Origin of the sequence: Streptomyces parvus (assembly GCF_014648875.1) — a bacterium.
Classification (GTDB): domain Bacteria; phylum Actinomycetota; class Actinomycetes; order Streptomycetales; family Streptomycetaceae; genus Streptomyces; species Streptomyces parvus.
In genome coordinates, this window is sequence record NZ_BMRY01000011.1 from 203,185 (window position 1) to 225,167 (window position 21,983).

21 protein-coding genes are annotated in these 21,983 nt (G+C 72.4%); 10 read left to right on the forward strand and 11 right to left on the reverse strand.

Features of this window, described 5'->3' with window-relative positions; all coding sequences use genetic code 11:
* Positions 1-125 precede the first annotated feature (125 nt).
* From IE140_RS29340 to IE140_RS29350, 3 genes are read left to right on the forward strand one after another with little or no spacing between them, the layout of a single operon-like run.
* The gene (locus tag IE140_RS29340) at positions 126-2,495 is read left to right on the forward strand and encodes an FHA domain-containing protein (RefSeq protein ID WP_150194193.1); all 2,370 of its coding nucleotides are present in this window, start codon (positions 126-128) and stop codon (positions 2,493-2,495) included.
* A gap of 9 nt (positions 2,496-2,504) precedes the next feature.
* On the forward strand, positions 2,505-3,608 hold the full coding sequence (locus tag IE140_RS29345) for a hypothetical protein (protein WP_229826940.1): 1,104 nt from the start codon (positions 2,505-2,507) through the stop codon (positions 3,606-3,608).
* A 6-nt stretch (positions 3,609-3,614) separates the two neighbouring features.
* A complete protein-coding gene (locus IE140_RS29350) occupies positions 3,615-4,631 on the forward strand; it encodes a serine/threonine-protein kinase (RefSeq protein ID WP_050486906.1) in 1,017 nt (338 codons plus the stop codon).
* A gap of 19 nt (positions 4,632-4,650) precedes the next feature.
* Here IE140_RS29350 and IE140_RS29355 read toward each other — a convergent pair whose 3' ends face one another.
* Positions 4,651-5,967, reverse strand: coding sequence for a streptophobe family protein (locus tag IE140_RS29355; protein ID WP_150194191.1), 1,317 nt, complete (start codon positions 5,965-5,967; stop codon positions 4,651-4,653).
* A gap of 190 nt (positions 5,968-6,157) precedes the next feature.
* Here IE140_RS29355 and IE140_RS29360 point away from each other — a divergent pair, with 190 nt between their 5' ends.
* A complete protein-coding gene (locus IE140_RS29360) occupies positions 6,158-7,525 on the forward strand; it encodes a DUF6777 domain-containing protein (RefSeq protein ID WP_229826941.1) in 1,368 nt (455 codons plus the stop codon).
* A 26-nt stretch (positions 7,526-7,551) separates the two neighbouring features.
* Here IE140_RS29360 and IE140_RS29365 read toward each other — a convergent pair whose 3' ends face one another.
* From IE140_RS29365 to IE140_RS29380, 4 genes are all read right to left on the reverse strand, one after another.
* Positions 7,552-7,911, reverse strand: a complete 360-nt coding sequence (locus tag IE140_RS29365; protein ID WP_150194188.1) for a YkvA family protein — start codon at positions 7,909-7,911, stop codon at positions 7,552-7,554.
* 74 nt (positions 7,912-7,985) lie between these two features.
* Complete coding sequence (locus IE140_RS29370; protein WP_032766096.1) at positions 7,986-8,261, reverse strand: WhiB family transcriptional regulator; 276 nt, start codon at positions 8,259-8,261, stop codon at positions 7,986-7,988.
* Positions 8,262-8,393: 132 nt separating this feature from the next.
* Positions 8,394-9,497 carry a PP2C family protein-serine/threonine phosphatase gene (locus IE140_RS29375; RefSeq protein WP_150194185.1) on the reverse strand — a complete coding sequence of 368 codons (1,104 nt, stop codon included), beginning with the start codon at positions 9,495-9,497 and terminating at the stop codon, positions 8,394-8,396.
* A gap of 57 nt (positions 9,498-9,554) precedes the next feature.
* Positions 9,555-10,388, reverse strand: a complete 834-nt coding sequence (locus tag IE140_RS29380) for a helix-turn-helix domain-containing protein (RefSeq protein ID WP_150194203.1) — start codon at positions 10,386-10,388, stop codon at positions 9,555-9,557.
* A 222-nt stretch (positions 10,389-10,610) separates the two neighbouring features.
* On the opposite strand from IE140_RS29380, the gene IE140_RS29385 reads away from it, so the two are divergent.
* Complete coding sequence (locus tag IE140_RS29385) at positions 10,611-10,976, forward strand: ATP-binding protein (RefSeq protein WP_229826942.1); 366 nt, start codon at positions 10,611-10,613, stop codon at positions 10,974-10,976.
* A 27-nt stretch (positions 10,977-11,003) separates the two neighbouring features.
* Here the strand turns inward: IE140_RS29385 and IE140_RS29390 are convergent, their stop codons facing one another.
* Complete coding sequence (locus IE140_RS29390; RefSeq protein ID WP_150194181.1) at positions 11,004-11,729, reverse strand: ribonuclease H family protein; 726 nt, start codon at positions 11,727-11,729, stop codon at positions 11,004-11,006.
* A 62-nt stretch (positions 11,730-11,791) separates the two neighbouring features.
* Positions 11,792-12,586: an SDR family NAD(P)-dependent oxidoreductase gene (locus IE140_RS29395; RefSeq protein ID WP_150194179.1), complete on the reverse strand. Its 795-nt coding sequence runs from the start codon at positions 12,584-12,586 to the stop codon at positions 11,792-11,794.
* A gap of 190 nt (positions 12,587-12,776) precedes the next feature.
* Here IE140_RS29395 and IE140_RS29400 point away from each other — a divergent pair, with 190 nt between their 5' ends.
* Positions 12,777-14,675: an ABC transporter ATP-binding protein gene (locus IE140_RS29400; RefSeq protein ID WP_150194177.1), complete on the forward strand. Its 1,899-nt coding sequence runs from the start codon at positions 12,777-12,779 to the stop codon at positions 14,673-14,675.
* Between the two features lie 106 nt (positions 14,676-14,781).
* Here IE140_RS29400 and IE140_RS29405 read toward each other — a convergent pair whose 3' ends face one another.
* Positions 14,782-15,048: a hypothetical protein gene (locus IE140_RS29405; protein WP_010069846.1), complete on the reverse strand. Its 267-nt coding sequence runs from the start codon at positions 15,046-15,048 to the stop codon at positions 14,782-14,784.
* 152 nt (positions 15,049-15,200) lie between these two features.
* On the opposite strand from IE140_RS29405, the gene IE140_RS29410 reads away from it, so the two are divergent.
* The 4 genes from IE140_RS29410 to IE140_RS29425 all read left to right on the forward strand — a co-directional run bounded on the left by IE140_RS29410 (position 15,201) and on the right by IE140_RS29425 (position 20,413).
* On the forward strand, positions 15,201-15,854 hold the full coding sequence (locus IE140_RS29410; protein WP_150194174.1) for a class I SAM-dependent methyltransferase: 654 nt from the start codon (positions 15,201-15,203) through the stop codon (positions 15,852-15,854).
* Between the two features lie 327 nt (positions 15,855-16,181).
* Positions 16,182-16,778, forward strand: coding sequence for a carbonic anhydrase (locus IE140_RS29415; RefSeq protein WP_150194172.1), 597 nt, complete (start codon positions 16,182-16,184; stop codon positions 16,776-16,778).
* A gap of 72 nt (positions 16,779-16,850) precedes the next feature.
* The gene (locus IE140_RS29420; RefSeq protein WP_100560877.1) at positions 16,851-18,320 is read left to right on the forward strand and encodes a SulP family inorganic anion transporter; all 1,470 of its coding nucleotides are present in this window, start codon (positions 16,851-16,853) and stop codon (positions 18,318-18,320) included.
* A 227-nt stretch (positions 18,321-18,547) separates the two neighbouring features.
* A complete protein-coding gene (locus tag IE140_RS29425; RefSeq protein WP_150194170.1) occupies positions 18,548-20,413 on the forward strand; it encodes a glycoside hydrolase family 18 chitinase in 1,866 nt (621 codons plus the stop codon).
* Positions 20,414-20,476: 63 nt separating this feature from the next.
* On the opposite strand, the gene IE140_RS29430 is transcribed toward IE140_RS29425, so the two are convergent.
* The 3 genes from IE140_RS29430 to IE140_RS29440 form a co-directional block, all read right to left on the reverse strand.
* Entirely contained in the window at positions 20,477-20,914 is a 438-nt protein-coding gene (locus IE140_RS29430; protein WP_010069851.1) for a DUF2267 domain-containing protein, read from the reverse strand.
* 102 nt (positions 20,915-21,016) lie between these two features.
* Positions 21,017-21,415 carry a DUF2267 domain-containing protein gene (locus IE140_RS29435; RefSeq protein WP_150194168.1) on the reverse strand — a complete coding sequence of 133 codons (399 nt, stop codon included), beginning with the start codon at positions 21,413-21,415 and terminating at the stop codon, positions 21,017-21,019.
* Positions 21,416-21,510: 95 nt separating this feature from the next.
* A complete protein-coding gene (locus IE140_RS29440) occupies positions 21,511-21,942 on the reverse strand; it encodes an Hsp20/alpha crystallin family protein (RefSeq protein ID WP_010069853.1) in 432 nt (143 codons plus the stop codon).
* Positions 21,943-21,983 lie beyond the last annotated feature (41 nt).

The window sequence follows — 21,983 nt, forward strand, 5'->3', positions numbered from 1 at the left end:
AGCCGCAGCGTCCCCGCGACGACGGACCCCGAGAAGCACCACGGCGGGCGCCGAAAGCCACCCACGGCGGACGCCGAAAACCTCGACGGCGGGCGCGAATCGGTACGTATCGTTAGAATTCAGGCATGGGAGAGCGGCCCGCGACGCCGACTGCGCCCGAACTCGTTCTGGAGACCGATCTGGGCTCCACGGTGATGAGTCCGAGCCGGGACTACCATGTCGGGCGCGATCCCGAGAGCGACATCGTCATCGACGACGACCGGGTCTCCTGGCACCACGCGATCCTGCATCCCGAGGACGGCCACTGGACGATCGAGGACGAGGACAGCACCAACGGCACGTACACCGCCGGCCGGCGCATCCACGCCTCGGACGTCGGCGCGGGCAGCGAGATCCGCTTCGGCAATCCGAGCGACGGACCGCGCGCCGTCCTGCTGGGCCGGGAGCCTCCCGCGCCCGCCGCCACGCCCTCCGCCGACCGCCCCTCGGCCGTGTCGATGCCCGCGGCGACCGGCACCTTCCGGCAGCCGACGACGGTGCGCCCGCTGCCCGCCAGGACCGTACGGATCGGCCGCGACGCCGGGAACGACCTCGTCATCGACGATCTGGTCGTCTCGCGCCACCACGCCGAACTGCGGGCCCTGGCCGACGGCACCTACGAGATCGTCGACCTCGGCAGCCACAACGGAACCTTCCTCAACGGTCAGCCGGTCGCCCGCGGCCCTGTCGGTCCCGGCGACATCGTCGGTATCGGCCACTCGGCGTTCTGCCTGGTCGGCGACTCCCTCCAGGAGTTCGTGGACACCGGTGAGGTGTCGCTGGACGTCCAGGACCTGGAGGTGACGGTCGGCCGCGCGGGCAAGGGCGGCAAGACGCTGCTGGACAAGGTCTCCTTCCCCGTCGGCGAGAAGTGCCTGCTCGGCGTGGTGGGGCCCAGCGGTGCGGGCAAGTCCACGCTGCTCAACGCACTCACCGGCCTGCGCCCGGCCGACCGGGGCACGGTGCTCTACGACGGCCGTGACCTCTACCGGGACTTCGCCGAACTGCGCCAGCGCATCGGCCTCGTACCGCAGGACGACATCCTGCACGCGCAGCTGACCGTGCGCAAAGCCCTCGGTTACGCCGCCGAGCTCCGCTTCCCGCAGGACACCGCGAAGGCCGAGCGGCAGGCGCGGGTCACCGAGGTGATCCAGGAGCTCGGCCTCGAACAGCGCGCCGACCAGCCGATCCACTCGCTCTCGGGCGGTCAGCGCAAGCGGGTGAGCGTGGCCCTGGAGCTGCTGACGAAGCCTTCGCTGCTCTTCCTGGACGAGCCGACCTCGGGGCTCGACCCCGGCATGGACCGCTCGGTCATGCACATGCTGCGCGGACTGGCCGACGACGGCCGCACCGTCATCGTGGTGACGCACAGCGTGCTGAGTCTGGAGGTCTGCGACCGGCTGCTCGTCCTCGCGCCCGGCGGACGCATCGCCTACTACGGCCCGCCCGAGGACGCCCTCGCCTTCTTCGGGTTCGAGGAGTGGCCGGAGGCGTTCGAGGCGTTCGAGAACGACCGCGACCGCGACTGGGCGGCCACCTACGCCGGCTCGCCCTTCCGCCGGCAGTACATCGACAACGCGTCGGCCCAGCCGCAACTGCCGGCCGCCGCGCCCGGAGCGATGGTCGCGCCACCTCCCAGGACCCGTAACTGGGGTGCGCAGCTGAACACGCTCGTACGCCGGTACGCCTCGGCGCTGAGCGCGGACCGGACATTCCTGATCATCATGATCGCGCTGCCCTTCGTCATGGGCGCCATGGCCCGCGCACTGGCGGGCAGCCGGCTCACCCAGGAGACGGCGATGAACGCCCTGCTGATCCTGTGCGTGGGCGGAGTGCTGACCGGGGCGGCCAACGCAGTAAGGGAGTTGGTCAAGGAACGGGTGATCTACCAGCGCGAGAGAGCCGTCGGCCTGTCCAGATCCGCGTATCTGATGTCGAAGATCGTGGTGCTCGGCACCATCACCGTCCTCCAGGCCGTGGCGCTGACCCTGGTGGGTCTGGTGGGCGTCGATCTCGGCGCACCGGGCGGCGAAGGGGTGTTCCTGCCGCCGCTCGTGGAGATCACGCTGGCCGTGGCCCTGCTGTCCTTCACCGCGATGATGCTCGGCCTGCTGGTCTCCGCGCTGGTGCGCAAGGAGGAGGTGACGATGCCGTTGCTCGTCCTCCTCGCGATCGTCCAGGTCGTCTTCTGCGGCGCGCTGCTCAAGCTGCACGGTGTCCCGGGTGTGGAGCAGCTGTCCTGGCTGGTGCCGTCGCGGTGGGCGCTCGGCGCGATGGCCGGGACGATCGATCTGGCACGGATCGTGCCGGGCGAGCTGACCTCCGATCCGCTCTTCGACCACTCGGCGGGGATCTGGCTGCTCAACATGGGCATGATGGTCGTCCTCTCGCTCGTCTTCGGATACGTGGTCGCGAAACTGCTGAGGCGGCACGAGCCCGCGGTCATGCGGAAGTGAGCTGGTTCCATGGCGACCCCGACCCCGGAATTCCGCCCCACGCACGTCGTCCCGCCGGACGGGCTGCCCGCGTGGGAGTCCCCCGACGTCGCCCGCCCCACCGATCCGCTGGACGCGCTGCTGCCGGTGGAGCTGCGGGACCGGCGCGGGGACTGGGCGTACGTCGCCTGCTCCAACGGCTGGTCGGCCTGGGTCGACGGCCGCCTCCTCGTCTCCGTACCGCGGACGCCTCCGGCCCCCGGGGCGCCGATGGCACGCACCGCGGACCCGCGACCGCTGCTGGCCAGGGCGGAGGAGTCGCTGAGCCGGTACCGCCGGGCGGCCCAGGACCTGGCCGAGGGGCGCAGCGACGGGGAGGGCTTCCGGCAGCGGACGCGGGGGCTGCGGGTCGGGATGGTGGTGGACGGGGAGTCGGTGTGGCTGTACGACGCCGAGCACGAGCGGTGGGTGTTCTGCGACGGGGCCCGGCTGAGCACGTACGCGGCGGAGGCGGGCCCGGGAGCGGCGGCACCGGCGTCCGCCTCCGGGGAGGCGGAGACGCCGGAGCCCTTTCGGGTAGCGGGCGGTGAGGGGCCGGAGCCGACGCGGGTGGTCCCTCCGGAAGGGCCGGAACCGACGCGGGTGGTCCCTCCGGAAGGGCCCGAGCCGACGCGGGTGGTCCCTCCGGAAGGGCCCGAGCCGACGCGGGTGGTCCCTCCCGACGGACCCGGACCGACCCGCTTTGTTCCGCCGGAAGGGCCCGAGCCGACCCGCGTGGTTCCGCACGAGGGCCCGGAACCCACTCGTGTGGCGCCGCCCGAGGGGCCGGAGCCCACACGCGTCCACACCGCCGACGAACCGGAACCCACCCCCCTCGCACCGCCCGCAGGGCCGGAGCCGACCCGCGTGGTGACGCCGGCCGAAGCGGACCGTATGCCCGTCGCAGCGCAGGACGGACCCGAGCCGACCCGCCTCGTCGCCTCCGACGAGCCCGAGCCCACCCGCTTCGTACCACCGGATGCGCAGGAACCCACCCGCCTCGTCGCCCCCGAGCCCACCCGGGCGATCACCGTCGCCGGGCCCGATGAACCGTCCGGCGGCGGGGCGTCGGACGGTTCGACGGGCGGGCGGTGACAGGCCATGGCCCCGCCGCCTCCCCCGTCGCACGACGCCGGGGTGCCCACCGGGCGAGAGGACGATCTCGTCGGCAAGCGGATCGCGAGCTATCTCGTGGAAGCCGAGATCGGGCGCGGCGGCATGGCGGTCGTCTACCGCGCCAAGGATCTGCGGCTCGACCGGATCGTCGCGCTGAAGCTGCTCGCCCCCGAGCTGGCCCGCAACGACACCTTCCGGCAGCGGTTCACGCACGAGTCACGGGTGGCGGCCGCGATCGACCACCCCCATATCGTGCCGGTGTTCGAGGCGGGCGAGACGGAGGGGCTGCTCTACATCGCCATGCGGTTCGTCGCGGGCGCGGATCTGCGCGTCCTGATCGACCGGCGCGGGCCGCTGGATCTGACGGCCGCCGTCCGGATCGCCGCCCAGGTCGCGTCCGCGCTCGACGCCGCCCACGACCACGACCTGGTGCATCGGGACGTGAAGCCCGGCAACATCCTGGTCGCGGCGGGCACCGACAGCGACCATCCGGAGCACGTGTACCTGACGGACTTCGGGCTGACGAAGAAGTCGCTTTCGCTGACCGGGTTCACCACGGTCGGCCAGTTCGTCGGCACCCTCGACTACGTGGCGCCGGAGCAGATCTCCGGGCGGCCGGTGGACGGGCGGTGCGATGTGTACAGCCTCGCCTGCGTCGTCCAGGAGACCCTGACCGGGGCGCCGCCCTTCCAGCGGGACGACGACATGGCGCTGCTGTGGGCCCACCAGTACGACCCGCCCACCCCGCCGAGCGGGCTGCGGCCCGCGCTGCCCGCCGCCGTCGACGGCGTACTGGCGAAGGCGCTCGCCAAGTCGCCGGAGGACCGCTACGAGACCTGCCTCAGGTTCGTCGCCGCGCTGCGGGCCGCGGCGGCGGGCATCGGTCCCGGTGAGCATCCGCCGACCCGGGTGGACGCACCGGCCGGTTCCTGGTCGGCCGGCCCCGAGCCGCCGCCCGCCCCGCCGCGCTGGGCCGCCCCGGTGTTCCCGGGGAGTGGCTGAGCGCGGGAGCGACGGCCGTTCAGGCGTCGGAGGCGGAGCCGGGGCCGGAACCCGAGCCCGTCCCCGGGTCCACGACCTCGCCGCGTCGGTGCACCCGGGTGGCCGCCAGACCGCCGAGGAAGCCGGTGACCAGGCCCCACAGCACCGCGAACCCGAGCGCCGTCCACAGTTTCGCGCGCAGCGACACCTCACCGCCGAGTCCCCCGCCCAGGTCCCCGAGGCCCAGGAGGGAGAGCCCGTAGTGGGCGGAGATCCGGGCGGTGAGGCAGATGAACAGCACGGTCAGGGTGAGCGCCACCGCCATGTGGACCGCGTGCTGCCACAGGCGCGTCCGGGCGGGCGACCTCGCCGCCATGAGGAACGCGGCGGCCAGCACCAGGACGGCGACGACGACCACGAGCCAGCGGACGCGCCCGTCCTGTTCGGCGAGGGTGCTCAGGTTCAGGGTGGAGAGGTCGGGGGTGCGCAGGACGGTGTCGAGCACCTGGGGCATGGGCAGCCCGAAGGGGCCTTCGACCTTGCCCTCCCAGGACGCGCCGAGGCCGAGGGTGAGCGCGAGCCAGACCAGGTTGGGCAGGCCGAGGAGGAGCACCGCGGCGGTTTCGGCGGGGTGGCCGCGCGTGATCATCACGATGATTCCGGCGAGGACACCGAGCGCGACGCAGGCGAGGAGCAGCACGACCATGGCGTACGCCGCCGGGCGCACCGCTTCCTGGAAACGCAGCAGCCGGGCGGGGAGCGGGGCGCGGCGCGAGACGACGAGGGCCAGCACGAGGACTCCGGCCAGCCAGAGCAGCCCGAAGACCAGGGTGAGGGGGATCTCCGCCCGGAATCCGATCTTCGGGTCACTGCCGAGGAGGTCCCCGGCTTCGCTGCCGGTGAGGTCCTCGGCCGAGAGGGTGAAGGTGTGCCGGGCGATCAGCGAGAGGACGATCAGCGCGACGATCCACAGGGCGGCGACGCGGCCCGCCCAGCCGGCCAGTTCTCGGCCCCCGGCGACGGCCCGGTGGTGCAGCGGGCGGAGGAAGCCGCGGGCGACGAGGAGCGCGCCCACGAGGGTGACCGAGAGCGGCAGGACCGAGAGGTCGGCCTGCGTCCCCACGAGCGAACCGGCGTCTCCGGACAGCCCGACCGAGCCGCCCGCCGCCATCACCACCACCGCGGCGACGACGGCCGGGAAGGCACCGCCGGGCAGCCCGGCCGCTCCTGCGGCCCACAGGCCGAGCGCCGCGGTCACCACCATGGCCAGCACACCGGTGAGGACCGCCAGGAGCGCGTCGCGCCAGCCGTGCGGAGTGCGTGCGCTGTTCTCGTCGTTGCTCGCCCGGACGTTCACGACCTCACGCTAAGCAGGGACCGAACGCTTCGCTCCCCGAGGAAACGGTTCGCTCCTCCGCTTGCGGGGACCGCCGGGACCGAGCAGACAATGGTGCGAAATGCCCTGGATTGTCACTTCCTGGCGCCGGTACGGAACCGGGGTCGGGCAGGGACCTCCGGGGCGGTACCGACTACGGGGAGCAGAGCCCGTGAGTGTCCAGCCACCGCCATCCGGCCGCCCCACAGGACCGCCGTCCGGCCCGCTCTCGGGGCCCTCGGAGTCCGGCCCCACCCAGCCCCCTCCGACCGTTTCGGGCCCGCCGCCCGGTCCGCCCAGCGGCGGCGACCACGGTGGGCCGAACGGCCCCGGCGGCTCGGGCGGCTCGGGTGGCGGAGGCGATGGGGGCGGCTCCGGTGCTTCCGGTGACGGGCCCGGCGGTGGGGGCGGCGGTTCGGGTGCCGCCCCCGGTCCCCGCCCCGACCGGCCCTGGTGGCGTTCGGTGCCCCGGATCGCGGCGATCGCGACGGCTCTGGTCGCCGCGGTGGTGCTGGTGGTCGTGCTGACCCGGCCCGAGGGCGGCGGCGGGTCGAAGGAGAGCGGCGAGGTCTTCCTCCAGGCGGCGGGCGAGTCCGGTCCCGATCCGTTCACGGAGTCCACGGCGAACGACGACGCCCCCGAATCCGGGACCGCCAGCCCCTCCGTCGCTCCGAGCCCGTCGAAGACCGGCGCGCAGGTGACGCGGGGCGTGGACGGCGCGGCCCCGGGGCTGTACGGGGGCACGCAGAAGATCGCGAGCTGCGATGTGGAGCAGCAGGTCAAGGTGTTGCAGGCGGCGCCGGACAAGAACCGGGCGTTCGCCTCGGTCCAGGACATCGAGCCGTCCGCCGTTCCCGGGTATCTGCGCGGGCTCACCCCCGTGACGCTGCGCATGGACACCCGCGTCACCAACCACGGCTACCGGGACGGCGAGGCCAACGCCTATCAGGCGGTGCTCCAGGCGGGTACGGCGGTCCTCGTCGACGACCGGGGTGTGCCCAGGGTGCGGTGTGCGTGCGGGAACCCGCTGCTGCCGCCCGTCGCCCAGGAGGACCCGCGGCAGACGGGCAAGGCGTGGCCGGGCTACCGGGCTTCCGACGTGGTCGTGGTGGAGCCGTCGGAGAAGCCGGTGAAGGAGTTCGTGATGGTCGATCCGGAGAACGGCGACTGGTTCAAGCGGCCGGCCGGTGACACGGGCGACGGTGACAAGAAGACGGATCCGCCGAAGGACGCCTCCGAGTCGCCCTGCCCGCCCGGTTCGGACTCCTGCCCCACCTCGCCCGGGGACACCACGTCGGAGCCCGCGCCGGACGACCCGACGTCGCGGCCCGGTGAGGACCCGGCGACCTCCGAACCCCCGCCGGACGACCCGGCGACCCCGGAGCCGCCGCCCGACGACCCGGGGACCGAGCCCGCGCCGGAGGACCCGCCGGGCTCGCCCGACTCGCAGTCGGCCCCGCAGCCGCCCGCCCCGGACACCGGGGCCCCGCAGGATCCCGGCGCGGGGACGGGACAGCCGGGCGCCCCCGCCTTCGGCTGAGCCCGCAGCAAACGGTGGTCCCGCCCCTAGCCCACGGCGTCGGGGCGGCGCTCCACCGGCGCCGCAGGGGTCTTGGCCCGGTCACCGGTCCTGACCCTCGCACCCGCCCCCGTACGCAGGCCGGCCGCCGACGCGGCCGAGTGCAGGGAGCGCAGGGCGACCAGCAGGAAGCCGATGTCGTCGAGGTAGACGGGGTCGGGCAGTAGATCGACCGGTGACACGGTGTAGATGACGGCCGCCCACACGAGCGCCTTGCTGCGCAGCGGGATCCCGGCGTCGACCAGCAGTTTCCTGGCCCTGAAAACGCGGACCAGCAGCACGAGGGCCAGGGCCAGCATGATCAGCGCGGCCACGGCGCCGAGAACGAGCCAAGCGGTGGTGTCCATGGCTCATCGTGTACCCATTCGCTCCCGGATCACGAACACCGCTCCGGGCGGCGGAACCCCGCGGCGGGTACGGGTCAGGCCGTGCCGCGCCCCCGGGCCTCCGCCCGCCTGCGACTGCGGCGCTTCAGGGCGCGGCGCTCGTTCTCGGACAGGCCGCCCCAGATCCCGGAGTCCTGGCCGTTTTCCAGGGCCCACTCCAGACACGCGGTCTGGACGGGGCAGGTCCGGCAGACGGCCTTGGCCTCCTCGGTCTGGACGACCGCGGGGCCGGTGCTCCCGATGGGGAAGAACAGGTCCGGGTCCTCCTCGCGGCAGGCGGCGTGCAGGCGCCAGTTCTCGGTGCTGCTCAACTCTGCTCACTCCCGAATGTCGTGACGTCGTCAGTCGGTTGCCGTACGTGTCTTCCGTGCGGGTGACCGACGAACGGCGCCTCAAACACGTAGCGGGCGGACAGAACCGGCCGCCGGAGGACGTAGGGCCGGCTACGCGTACGGGGGGACAGGGGGGCGGTGGAGGGCGAGGAGGGCCTGGTCGTCCTGGATCCGGCCCCCGGTGTGGTGCCCGACGTCCTCGATCAGCAGGTGGAGGATCTGCGCCGGGGAGGCCGGGTAGCCGACCAGCGCGCGGTGGTGGACGAGGAAGGGCAGCCGGACGGACGCGTCGTAGAACACCCCGGACTCGTCGCGGGCCTCGGTGACCCCGTCCGTGTAGCAGATGAGGGTGGCACCGGGCGGAAACGGGAACGTGTCGACCGGGCACGACCAGGTCCCCAGGCCGCTCATGCCGAGCGGGGGCGCCTCCTCGGAGGGTTCGAGGACGGTGGCCCGGCCCTGGGCGTCCAGGAGCACCGGCGGAGGATGGCCCCGGTTGACGACCCGTACGGCGCTGAGGTCATCGGCGAACTCGGCGACCAGCGCGGTGGTGAACCCCTCTTCCTGCTCCTGGCCGCCGCGTCTGCCGCCCTCGCGCAGCAGGGCCCGCTCCAGCGCGGCGACGAGGCCGGGCAGGTCCTCCGCCTCGTCCGCCGCGTACCGGAAGGCCCCGAGGTCCGCGCAGACCGCGCTGACCGCGCCCAGGCCCTTGCCGCGCACGTCCCCGACCATCACGCGCACCCCGTGCGGGGTGTCCTGGACGACGTAGAGGTCGCCGCCGATCATGGCCTCGTTCTCGGCCGGCACGTACCGGGCGGCGATCCGGAGCTCTCCGAGGCGCGAAGGGGGCCGGGGCAGGACGGCGCTCTGGGCCACGGCGGCGATGTGGCGGGCGCGCCGGGTCCGGGCGTCCCGGCCCTCCAGGGAACGGTTGATGAGGACGGCCAGCACGGTTACGGCCAGAAGGGTGAGCTGGTTGGCCACGCCGCGCTGCCAGCCGAAGGAGCCGTCGTGCCAGGCGAGGACCGCGTGGACGGCCATGGCGAGCGCCCCGATCGCGACGATGCCGCGCAGGCTCAGCAGCGGCGCGGCGGCGACCGGGGCCGCCATCAGCAGGGGCGCCGAGGTGACGTCCGTCGGGGTCACCAGGTCCAGCACGACGCCCAGCACGATGACCCCCAACGGGATCCACCTGGCCCTGCGCTGCCGCACCACTCCCCCACGCTGTACGGGACCGGGGCCCGCCGCATCCCGGCGGCGGGCCGGACACGGTCACTCCGGCAGCGGGGTTCCGGGGCGGGGCGCGGCGGCGCACGCGGCGTCGAGCCGGATGCGGTGGGCCGTGACGGCCTCGGGGTCGTCGATGAGGTCGACCCGGACGCCCGGGGTCTCCAGGACCGCCTGGTCCCCGATCTCGGGTGCGGGCACCCGGAGGATGTGCAGGGGCGGTACGCCGGTCAGGGGGTGCGGCGGGTGGTCGAGGGGCACCACCTGGACGGTGACGTGCTGCTCCTTCATCGCCCCGGCCAGCGCGGCCCGCTGCCCCTCCATGGTCTCCCGGTCGCCGACCCGTGTGTGGAGGGCCGCCGCCGGGAACAGGGCCCAGAGGGCGGCCCCGCGCCCGCACAGCCGGCGGCGGCGCTCGCGCAGCAGCTCGACCCGGCGTTCCCGGCGGGCGGGGCTGTCCTCGGGGTACTGCGTGCGGTACAGCGCGGCGGCGTACGCGGGGGTGCGCAGCAGTTCGGGCACGAGCGCCGGGTGCCAGGTCCGCACGAGGCTCGCCGAGGACTCCACGCCGATGACCTCCTGCTGCCAGGTCTCCATGGTGTCCCGCCAGCGGTGCCACCAGCCGGGCAGGTTCGCGGCCGCGAGCCCGGCCATGATGGGTCCGGCCACGGCGGGCGGCACGCCGTAGCAGCGCAGCAGTTCTCCGACCTGCCGGGCGTCGAGTCCGGTCTCGGCGCGTTCGATGCGCCGCACGGTGGCGGGGTGCGCGTCCAGCGCCTCGGCGGCGGCCCGCAGGCTGACGCCCGCGCGTTCCCGCAGCATGCGGAGGCGGACCGCGAGGACGCGGTGTTCCACGGTGGGGCCGGACCGGGCTCGCATGCGCATACCTTCTCCGTCGAGCCCCGAGGCGGAGCTTTACACACTCTGTCGCTTGCAAAGTATGTGTTTTGCGTCGAGAGTGCATACATGTCGGAAATAGTCAGTTGCGCGGAGCGTGCCCCCGATGACGGAGGTGTCCGAGGTGCCCGAGGTGCACACAGCTGGTGGGTTCCCCGATTGCCCGGGGGTGTGCCGGAGGCCCGGCACCGGGTCCAGGAGGCCATGCACGCCTGGGGCGAACCGGCCGAGCGGATCGAGGCGGCGGCTCTGATAGTGACCGAACTGGTCACCAACGCGGTGCAGCACACCAGCACCCGGCGGATCCGCTGTCGGCTCCTGCGCTCCACGGAGGGCGTGCGCATCTGCGTGTGGAACCGCGGCCGGGCCCGGATCCCGGCCCCGGCCTCCCCGGCCGACTCGGCGGGCCTTCCCGTCGGCCAGGTCCCGGCGGCGGCCGACCTCGAAGGCGACGAGGCGCTCGGCCGCCTCTCCGAGGACGGCAGGGGCCTCCTGCTCGTCGACGCGCTGGCGGCCCGCTGGGGCACCCGCGCCGCGCTGGCGGGCCGGCTCGTCTGGGCCGACCTCTGAGATTCCCTCCGTGATCTCCCCGACCGGTCAGGCGGGGGCCGTACGGCACTCCGGGTGACCCCAGCCGTTCGGGTTCTTCGCGATCGGCTCCTGGGCCGCGTACGGCTTGCCGCAGTGGCACCGGCCGGCGAAGCGCGCCTTGATCGTGCCGCCGGACCGCCCGCTCCGGGACGCGCCCCCGGCGCCCCTCCCCTTCGCACCGCCCGAGCCGCCGCCCGACGCCCCGGACGCCTCCGTCCGCCCCTTCGTGGACCGCGCGGGCGCGGGCACCGGCAGAGCCGTCGCGCCGTGCGCCGTACCGGCCGGAAGCTGGGTGACCGCCACCTCGCTGGCCGCCTGGTCGGCGATCGCGTTGAGCGGGTCGCCGTCCACCTGGTGGGCCGGAACGTAGCGGAACGTCACCGAGCGGTCGGCGAGCAGGGCGTCGATGCGGGTGACCAGCTCGCGGTTGGCGACGGGCTTGCCGCCGGAGGTCTTCCAGCCGTTCCGCTTCCAGCCCGGCAGCCACTTGGTCACGGCGTTCATGGCGTACTGCGAGTCCATCCGCACCTCGACGCGCACCGCCGGGTCGGTGGACTCCAGCAGCTCCGCCAGGGCGGTGAGCTCGGCGACGTTGTTCGTCGCGGTGCCGAGCGGACCGGCCTCCCAGCGCACCGGGTTGCCCTGCGCGTCGGCCGCGACCCACGCCCAGGCGGCCGGTCCCGGATTTCCCTTCGACGCCCCGTCACACGCGGCGATGATGCTCTCGTTCATCCCTCGATCATGCCAGCCCCGCATGACCGCTCCGACCGGCAGCGGGGCGCCCCCGCACCCGGTCAGGGCAGGATCGAGTCCACGTAGCCGCCGTCGACCCGCACGGCCGCCCCGGTCGTCGCCGAGGCCTGCGCGGAGCTGAGGTAGACGACCAGGTTCGCGATCTCCTCCGGCTCGATGAGCCGCTGGAGCAGGGACTGCGGCCGGTGCAGCCGCATGAACTCCCGCTGCGCCTCGTCCCAGGGCAGCTCCTTGTCGACCAGCTCGTACACGAAGTCCTCCACACCGCCGGTGTGCGTCGGGCCCGCGATCACGGAGTTCACCGTCACACCCGTGCCCGCGGCCTCCTTGGCGAAGCCCCGGGAGACGGCGAGGAGCGCGGTCTTCGACATGCCGTAGTGGATCATCTCGGCGGGGATCACGATCGCGGAGTCGCTGGCGATGTTCAGCACCCGGCCCCAGCCCTGCCCGGTCATCCCGGGAAGGTAGTGGCGGACGAGGCGCACGGCGCTGAGCACGTTCGTGTCGAAGTAGCTCTTCCACTCCGCGTCGGTGATCTCCAGCGGCGGCCGGGATCCGAAGATGCCGAGGTTGTTGACGAGGACGTCGGCTGCGGGGACGGCCGCGTACAGCAGCCCGGCGCCCTCCTCGGTGGTCAGGTCGCAGGCCACGGTGGCCACGGACGCGTCCGGCACCGTGGCACGCACCGACCGCGCCGCCTCGTCCAGCCGTCCCTGGGTCCGCCCGGTCAGGACGACCCCGGCGCCCGCCCCGGCCAGCCCGGTGGCGATGGCGAGGCCGATGCCCTGCGAGGAGCCGGTCACCACCGCGTTCCTGCCCGTCAGATCGATACGCACGCCGCTTCTCCCTCATCCGCTCGTCCAGGCCGTCAACGCCAGGCTCGCACCCCCGCTCCCGGCACGCCCACCGGTCTTGACATCAAGCAAACTTCAGGTTTTAGCGTTCTCAGTGAACCCGGGGCCGCACGGCCGACGGGGTCCGCAGGCCGTCGGGCGATCCGGGGGCCATCGATTTCGGAGCGCCCCCATGGACATGGAAGTCACGGCGTGGCATTCGCTGCACAGCGCGATGAACGCCCAGGAGGACCGCCGGCCCTTCTCCCGGGCGTCCTTGCGCCGCATCATGCTCTTCGCCCGGCCCCACCGACGGCGGATCTACCGCTTCCTGCTGCTCAGCGTCCTGACCGCGCTGCTCGCGGTGGCCACTCCGCTGCTGGCCGGGAAGGTCGTCGACGCGATCGTGAACGGTGAGGACACCGGCACGGTCACCCGGCTCGCCCTGCTCATCGCGCTCATCGCCGTCGTCGAGGCGAGTCTCGGTCTGCTCACCCGCTGGCTGTCGGCGACGCTGGGCGAGGGCCTGATCCTGGACCTGCGCACCGCCGTCTTCGACCATGTGCAGAAGATGCCGGTGGCCTTCTTCACCCGGACCCGGACCGGCGCCCTGGTCAGCCGGCTCAACAACGACGTGATCGGCGCGCAGCGGGCCTTCAGCAACACGCTCTCCGGCGTCGTCTCCAACCTCGTCACGCTGCTGCTGACGCTCGCGGTGATGCTCACGATCTCCTGGCAGATCACCCTGCTCTCACTGGTGCTGCTCCCGGTGTTCGTCGTACCGGCCCGCCGGATGGGGGCCCGGATGGCGGGACTCCAGCGGGAGGCGGCCGACCACAACGCCGCGATGGGCACCCAGATGACCGAGCGGTTCTCCGCCCCCGGTGCGACGCTCGTCAAGCTCTTCGGCCGGCCCTCGGACGAGTCGGCCGAGTTCGCCGCCCGCGCCGACCGGGTGCGTGACATCGGTGTCCGTACGGCGATGGCCCAGTCGGCGTTCATCACCGCCCTCACCCTGGTCTCCGCCCTGGCGCTGGCCCTGGTCTACGGGCTCGGCGGCTTCTACGCCCTGCGCGGCAGCCTGGACCCGGGCGCCGTGGTCGCGCTGGCGCTGCTGCTGACCCGGCTGTACGCGCCGCTCACGGCCCTCGCGGGGGCCCGGGTCGAGGTGATGAGCGCGCTCGTCAGCTTCGAGCGGGTCTTCGAGATCCTGGACCTGAAGCCGCTGATCGAGCAGAAGCCGGACGCCCGCCGGGTGCCCGAAGGGCCGGTCTCCGTGGAGTTCGACGAGGTGTCCTTCGGCTACCCCACCGCCGAGAAGGTCTCCCTGGCCTCGCTGGAGGAGGTCGCCACCCTCGACGACCGGGGCGGGCAACCGGTCCTGCACCAGGTGTCCTTCCGGGCCGAACCGGGCCAGACGATCGCCCTGGTGGGCTCCTCGGGCGCGGGCAAGTCGACGATCGCGCAGTTGCTGCCCCGGCTGTACGACGCGGACGCCGGTTCCGTACGGCTGAACGGTGTCGACGTACGCGATCTGAGCGCCGACTCGATCCGGGACACCCTCGGCATGGTCACCCAGGACGGACACCTCTTCCACGAGTCGGTGCGCGCCAACCTGCTGATCGCCCGGCCCGACGCCGCCGAGGACGAGATCTGGGACGCGCTGCGCCGCTCCCGGCTCGACGGCCTGATCGCCTCGCTGCCCGACGGGCTCGACACGGTGGTCGGCGAGCGCGGCTACCGGCTCTCCGGCGGGGAGCGCCAGCGGCTCACCATCGCCCGGCTGCTGCTGGCCCGTCAGCGGGTCGTGATCCTCGACGAGGCGACCGCGCACCTCGACTCCACCTCGGAGGCGGCCGTGCAGGAGGCGCTGGCCGAGGCGCTGTCGGGCCGGACCGCCCTGGTGATCGCCCACCGCCTCTCGACCGTACGGGCGGCCGACCGGATCCTGGTGCTGGAGGCGGGCCGGGTCGTCGAGAGCGGCACGCACACGGAACTGCTGGCGGCCGGCGGACGGTACGAGGAGCTGTACCGCACCCAGTTCGAGCGACCGTCCTCGGACGGGGAACGGCCGGTCCAGCCGGTCGGCTGACCCGGCGCCCCGGGCCCGGATCCACGCCCGCACCCGCTCCCGTACGCACGCACGTGCGAGCACCCGTACCGACGCCGTCCGGCCGGACCTCTCCGGCCGGGCGGCGTCAGCGCGTTCCGATGCGGGCGAAGGAGGGGCGCTCGGCGGTCCGCAGCCGACGCAGGGCGTGACCGCCGCACCGGCGCCACTCCTTCGGCGAGACCCGCGGGCGGTGCCCGTTGGTGACGAGCGCGTTCACCGAGGTCATCGGGTCCGCCGCCATGGTCTTGGCCAGCAGCACGCCGACCACCAGCGGGAGCAGCGTGACGGCCAGGGCGGACCCTGCGGTGGTGACGTGCTCGATACGGGGGCGGCGCGGCGCTTCGGTGGTCATACGGCCATCGAACAGCGGCCGGGCGGCCCGGAACATCGGAGAACGTACTCAGGAGTGCGGGACCGGCATACTCAGGCGCTCGCCGGGGGACGCTCACAGCGGCCGGGCACATGGTTCCCGGCCGGCCGCCGGACCACGGAAGGACCGCCTCGATGGGTGACAGCCAGGGACGTGCTGCCGAGGGTCACGGAAGTCCGGCCGCGGCCGTGTTCGACGCGCTGGGCGCGGAGTACGAACAGGCCTTCGCCGCTTCGGCCGCCCACCGGGAGTCGCTGGAGCGGCTGCTGGCCGGCCTCGCCCCGGGCAGCCGGGTGCTGGACGTGGGCAGCGGGACGGGCCGGCCGACGGCACAGACCCTGGCGGACGCGGGGCACCGGGTGCTGGGCGTCGATGTGTCGCCGGTGATGACCGCACTGGCGGCCCGGCAGGTTCCGGGGGCCGAGTTCCGGTGCGCGGACATCCGTGATTTCCCTCTGGCGGAGGGCGAGTTCGACGCCGTCTGCGTGTACTTCTCCCTGTTGCAACTGGAGCGCGGCGAGCAGACCGAACTGCTGGAGCGGCTCGTGCGGTCCCTGCGGGCCGGCGGGCTGCTGGCCGCCGCGACGGTGCCGGTGGACGTCGCGGGGGTCGACGCGGTGTTCATGGGGCAGCCGGTCCGGGTCTCCAGCTTCGGCGCCGAGGAGTTCACCGCCCTGGTAGCACGGGCGGGGGTCGCCGTGGAGTGGACGCACAGCGCGCTGTTCACCCCGGACCACCCGGCGGGCGAACCCGAGCCGCACTTCTTCGCGCACGGCCGGCGCATCTGACGACGCAGGCCCACCTCTCGAAACTCTTCACACGCTCCACCCATTGGCTATCACAAAGAACAAGCCGAATGAATGACTTGAGTGGCGCATTTACGTTCCTTCACGAGAAGGTAATGCGATAGCAAAGTTCTGTTCTATATGCTCAGCTGTAGTCGTATCCGTGCGGAGCGGCCGGAGCGGGCCTCACGACGGCTACCGTCCGGCAAACCCCAAGGTGAGGATCCCTTCATCTATTCCGAACACGTATACGGACACAACTAACGCATTCGTCAATATGACCCGACCACACCGCTCCCCGGCACCGCCGGATGCAGGAGGCAGGCCACCATGCAGTCCCTCGTAGAACACGCCCGGACATTCACCGAGCACGTCGCCGCGAACGCAAAGGACTTTGAACGTCTCGCGGACGGCCAGACCCCCGAAGCACTCTTCGTCACGTGCTCGGACTCGCGTGTCGTCCCCTCGCTGATCACCGGCGCCCGCCCGGGTCAGCTCTTCGAACTCCGTACCGCGGGCAACATCGTTCCGCCCTATCCGGGCCAGGACCGGCCCACCGGCGAGGCCGCCACCATCGAGTACGCGCTGTGCGTGCTCCAGGTGCGCGACATCATCGTCTGCGGGCACTCCCACTGCGGCGCGGTGGGCGCGATCCTCCGCGGCGACGACCTCTCCGCCATGCCCGCCGTGCGCCACTGGCTGGAGCGCTCGACGGACGGCCGCACACCCCCCGACGACCCCGGAGACCTCCCCGGTGCCGTCCAGGCGCACGCCCTCACCCAGCTCGACACCCTGCGGGGCTATCCCGCGGTGCGCGAGCGGCTCGCCGAGGGCTCCCTCGGCCTGCACGCCTGGTACTACGAAGTGCACACCGGCTCCGTCAGCGTCCACCGACCCGAGCGCGGCACCGAGTTCGCCCGCCTTTGACGGCTCTCCCTCCCCCCACGTCCCCGCGCTCGGCCCCGGCCGGGCGCGACCGTACCCACAAGGGAAGCCATCGTGATTTCCGCGAAGGAACTCAAGAACCCCCACGTCGTACGACGTGACCTGCTGGCGTCACTCGTCGTCTTCCTGGTCGCACTGCCGCTGTGCGTCGGCGTCGCCGTCGCCTCCGGGGTACCGGCCGAACTGGGCCTGGTCACCGGCATCGTCGGCGGACTCGTCGTCGGCCTCCTGCCCGGGAGCAGACTCCAGGTCAGCGGCCCCGCCGCCGGACTCACCGTCCTCGTCTTCGAAGCCGTGAAGGAATTCGGTCTGAGCACGCTCGGCCCGATCGTGCTCGCGGCCGGACTGCTCCAGGTCGTGCTGGGCCTGGCGCGCTTCGGACGCTGGTTCCGCGCCATCTCCGTCTCCGTGGTGCAGGGCATGCTCGCCGGCATCGGCCTGATCATCGTGCTGGGCCAGGTGTACGCCCTGGCCGACCTCGAACAGCCGGGCAGCGGTCTCGCCAAGCTGGCCGGGCTCCCCGGTCTCGCCGTCGACATCGTCACGAACCAGGAGGCCCTGACCGCCTTCGGCCTCGGCGCGGGAACCATCGCGGTGCTGCTGCTGTGGCCGAAGCTCCCGGCCCGGGCCCGGATCGTCCCGGCGCCCCTCGCAGCGGTCGCCCTGGCCACCGCCGTCGCCTCACTGGCCGGACTGCGGCCCGCCGTGGCCGATGTCAACGGGCTGCTGAACGCCATCGATCTGCCCGGCGGCGCGGAGTTCTCCCGGCTCGCCGATGTGGCGGTCATCGGCACCGTCCTGGCCTTCGCCCTCATCGCCTCGGCGGAGAGCCTGTTCAGCGCGGCGGCCATCGACCGGATGCACGACGGCCCCCGTACCGACTACGACAAGGAGCTGGTGGCCCAGGGCGTCGGCAACACCATCTGCGGCGCGCTCGGCGCCCTGCCGATGACCGCGGTCATCGTCCGCAGCGCCGCCAACGTCCAGGCCGGGGCGACCACCGCGCTCTCCCGGGTCGCCCACGGTCTGTGGCTGCTGCTCTTCGCCGCGCTCCTGCCCGCCGCCGTCGGGATCATCCCGCTGGCCGCGCTCGCCGGAGTCCTCGTGCACGCCGGGTGCAAGCTGGTGCCCGCCAAGGAGTTCGGCCCGCTCTGGCGCGAACACCGCGGGGAGGCCGTCCTGCTGGCGATCACCGCGATCGCCATCGTGGTGACCAACCTCTTCGAGGGGGTCGTGCTCGGTCTGCTGCTGGCGGTGGTCAAGTCGGCCTGGGAGACCTCGCACGTCCAGCTCACCACCCATGAGCTCACCGGCGGCCGGGTCGTGGTGACCCTCACGGGGAACGCCACCTTCCTCCGGCTGCCCCGCATCCTGGAGCAGTTGGAGAAGCTCCCGCAGGACCAGCCCATAGAGCTGGACCTCACCGGACTGCGCCACCTCGACCACGCCTGCCGGGTCGCCCTGGAGAACTGGGCGCGCCGGCACAACAACGCGGAGATCGAACCGGTGACGATCCGCCAGTAGTTCCCCTTCCGGGGCCTCTCGTTCGGGTCCGAGCGAAAGGCCCCGGAAGAGCTTCGGCCCCTACTCAAGGCCCACCTTTCCTTGGTCCAGACCTCTTGACGATTGGTCTAGGCCTTCCTAGGGTCGCGGCAACACTGCGCGGCCGCGGACAGGACCATGTGCTCATGGCCCCGCAGGGTTGACGGGCCAGGGATTCCCCTGCCTTCTGAGCCACTCATGGAGCAGCCTTGAGTACAGAAATACGATGGCGCCGTACCAGATCCCCGCAGAGCGCCTCCCCCCGCAAGCGGTCCAAGGCCGTCGCGGGAGCTACTGCACTTCTCGTGCCACTGGCCGCCATGGTGGGCCTCGCGTCCCCGGCGGAGGCTGCCGCCTCGGCCACCGCCGTATACACCAAGGCCTCCGACTGGGGTAGCGGCTTCGAGGGCAAGTGGACGGTGAAGAACACCGGCACCACCACGCTCAGCACCTGGACCGTCGAGTGGGACTTCCCGGCGAACACCAAGGTCACCTCCGCCTGGGACGCCACCGTCACCAACTCCGCGAACCACTGGACCGCCAAGAACCTCGGCTGGAACGGCACCCTGGCCCCCGGCGCATCCGTCTCCTTCGGCTTCAACGGTTCCGGCTCCGGCGCGCCCTCCGGCTGCAAGCTCAACGGCAACCCCTGCGACGGCGGCTCCACCAACCCCGGTGACAACGCTCCCTCCGCTCCGGGCAAGCCCACCGCGAGCGACATCACCAACTCTTCGGTGAAGCTGTCCTGGGCGGCCGCGACGGACGACAAGGGCGTCAAGAACTACGACGTCAAGCGCAACGGTTCCACGGTCGCAACGGTCACCGGTACCACGTACACCGACACCGACCTGAGCGCGGGCACGGACTACAGCTACGCCGTGGTGGCTCGCGACACCGCCGACCAGACCAGCCCGGCCTCCGCCTCCACCTCCGTACGCACCACCGGCGGCGGTGGCGGCGAGAACCCCGGTGGCAACGGGAAGATCAACCTGGGCTACTTCACCAACTGGGGTTCCTACACGGCGAAGAACCTCGTCACCTCAGGCTCCGCCGACAAGATCACGCACATCAACTACGCGTTCGGCAACGTGCAGAACGGCAAGTGCACCATCGGCGACGCGTACGAGGACTACGAGAAGTCCTACACCGCCGCCCAGTCGGTCGACGGCAAGGCCGACGCGTGGGACCAGCCGCTGAGGGGCCACTTCAACCAGCTGCGCAAGCTGAAGGCTCAGTACCCGCACATCAAGATCCTCTGGTCCTTCGGCGGCTGGACCTGGTCCGGCGGCTTCGGCCAGGCCGTCCAGAACCCGACCGCGTTCGCCCAGTCCTGCTACGACCTGGTCGAGGACCCCCGCTGGGCCGATGTCTTCGACGGCATCGACCTGGACTGGGAGTACCCCAACGCCTGCGGTCTGACCTGTGACACCAGCGGCCCGGCGGCGTTCAAGAACATGATGCAGGCCATGCGGGCCGCGTTCGGCCCGAACAACCTGCTCACCGCTGCCATCACCGCGGACGGCTCCAACGGGGGCAAGCTCGACGCCGCCGACTACGGGGGCGCCGCCCAGTACATCAACTGGTACGACGTGATGACGTACGACTACTTCGGCTCCTGGGCAGCGCAGGGCCCGACGGCCCCGCACTCCCCTCTGACCTCGTACCCCGGCATCCCGACACAGGGCTTCAACTCGGCGGACGCCATCGCCAAGCTGAAGGCCAAGGGCGTCCCGGCTTCCAAGCTGCTCCTCGGCATCGGTTTCTACGGCCGTGGCTGGACCGGTGTGACGCAGTCGGCTCCGGGTGGTACCGCCACGGGCCCAGCCGCCGGAATCGAGCCCGGCAACCAGTACTACAAGGTCCTCAAGACGACGTGCCCGGCCACGGGCACGGTCGGGGGCACGGCATACGCCCACTGCGGGAACGACTGGTGGAGCTACGACACCCCGGCGACCGTCGGTACCAAGATGGCGTGGGCCAAGAGCCAGGGCCTGGGTGGCGCGTTCTTCTGGGAGTTCAACGGAGACACGGCCAACGGCGAACTCGTGACGGCCATCAACAGCGGCCTCAAGTAGTCCCCAGTACGGTCTTTGGGCCCGCCCGCTCCGAACAGGAGCGGGCGGGCCCGTACGGTCGGATCAGGCCGCCTGGGCGAGGAGTTCCGCGCGGCCGAAAAGGAGTGCGTAACCGGGCGGCAGGCAGCTGACGACCTCGGCGACGAGGTCGTCGCCGACCAGCGCGGCGATCTGGCTGAGGACCACACCCGCGTCCCACCGAGCGGTCGCGGGGGTGCCCCCGGTGCGCTCGGCGAGCTCGGCGACGAAGGCGGCACCGGCGAGCTGCTTCACGGCAGGGACCTCCGCGGTGAACACCCGGGCGGCTTCCTCGGGCAGGGCGGCGGCGAGTGCGACGCGTTCGTCACCGGTGATCTGGCGGCCGAGCGCGCCCAACACGGCACGCAGGCTCTCCTCGGCGCGTTCGCGTGTGGGGTAGGCGCCCTCGTACCGGATCTTCTCCAACAGCAGGCCATAGGTCGTGTCCATCGGTGCGCCGGCGTTCCGAGGCTCGTGGATCATCGTGGCAGCAGCCCTTCTCGTCCGTACTACTCATGTCGATGCGCTGTCCGCCCCCGCGGCTCGTCGTCGAGCGGCGCGGGGGCGGACAGCGGTGGATCAAGGTCAGGTGCTCTTCGGATGCCCGCCGAAGAGCACGTCATACCCGGGCGGCAGCTGAAGCAGGATGCGGCGGGTGAGGTCCTCGCCCGCCGCCTCGGCGGCGACGCTGAGAACGGCTCCGACGTCCCACCGGGCCGTCTGTTCGCCGGCTCCCTCGATCCAGGCCGCGGTGGCGCGCACGAACCGTTCCGGGGAGAGCGGTTCGACGGCCTGGAGCGGGTTGAGCAGGATCAGGGCCATGGTCTCCGGGAGCCGGGCGGCCAGTTCGGCCCGGTCCCCGCCCACCAGGTGGGCGCCGAGGAGGGCCAGGACGACGCGCGCGGCGCGTTCGGCCTCCCCGTGTGTCTCGTACTCTCCGCGTTCCTGGACCCGGTCCAGGAACGCTTCCCATCGCAGGGTCACCGCAGCCGCCTCCCAGGGTGGTGCGGGCGGGGCCGGAACCGGGGGAAGAAGGGGAGATCCGTCCCGGACCCCGCCGCTGTCGCGGGCCGACCCGGTCAGCCCTTGATCTGCTTGCGCCGGGACTCCCCGCCGATGGCGATCTTGCGGGGCTTGGCGCGCTCGGCGATCGGGATGCGCAGGGTCAGCACACCCGCGTCGTAGTCGGCGTCGATGCGCTCGGTGTCGAGCGTGTCCGCGAGGACGATCTGCCGGGAGAAGACGCCCAGCGGACGCTCGGACAGCTCCATCTGCACGTTGTCGGCGTTCACCGCCGGCCGTCGTTCGGCCTTGACGGTCAGCATGTTCCGCTCGACGTCGATGTCGATCGCGTCCGGCGAGACGCCGGGAAGATCGAAGGCCACCACGTACTCGTCGCCCTCCCGATACGCGTCCATCGGCATCGCCGAGGGGCGCGACCAGGTGCCGGGGCGCAGGAGTTGCTCGGTGATCCGGTCGAGTTCACGGAAGGGGTCGGTACGCATCAGCATGACGGAAACACCTCCAGTCGATCGGGCGGACAGCCCGCGCT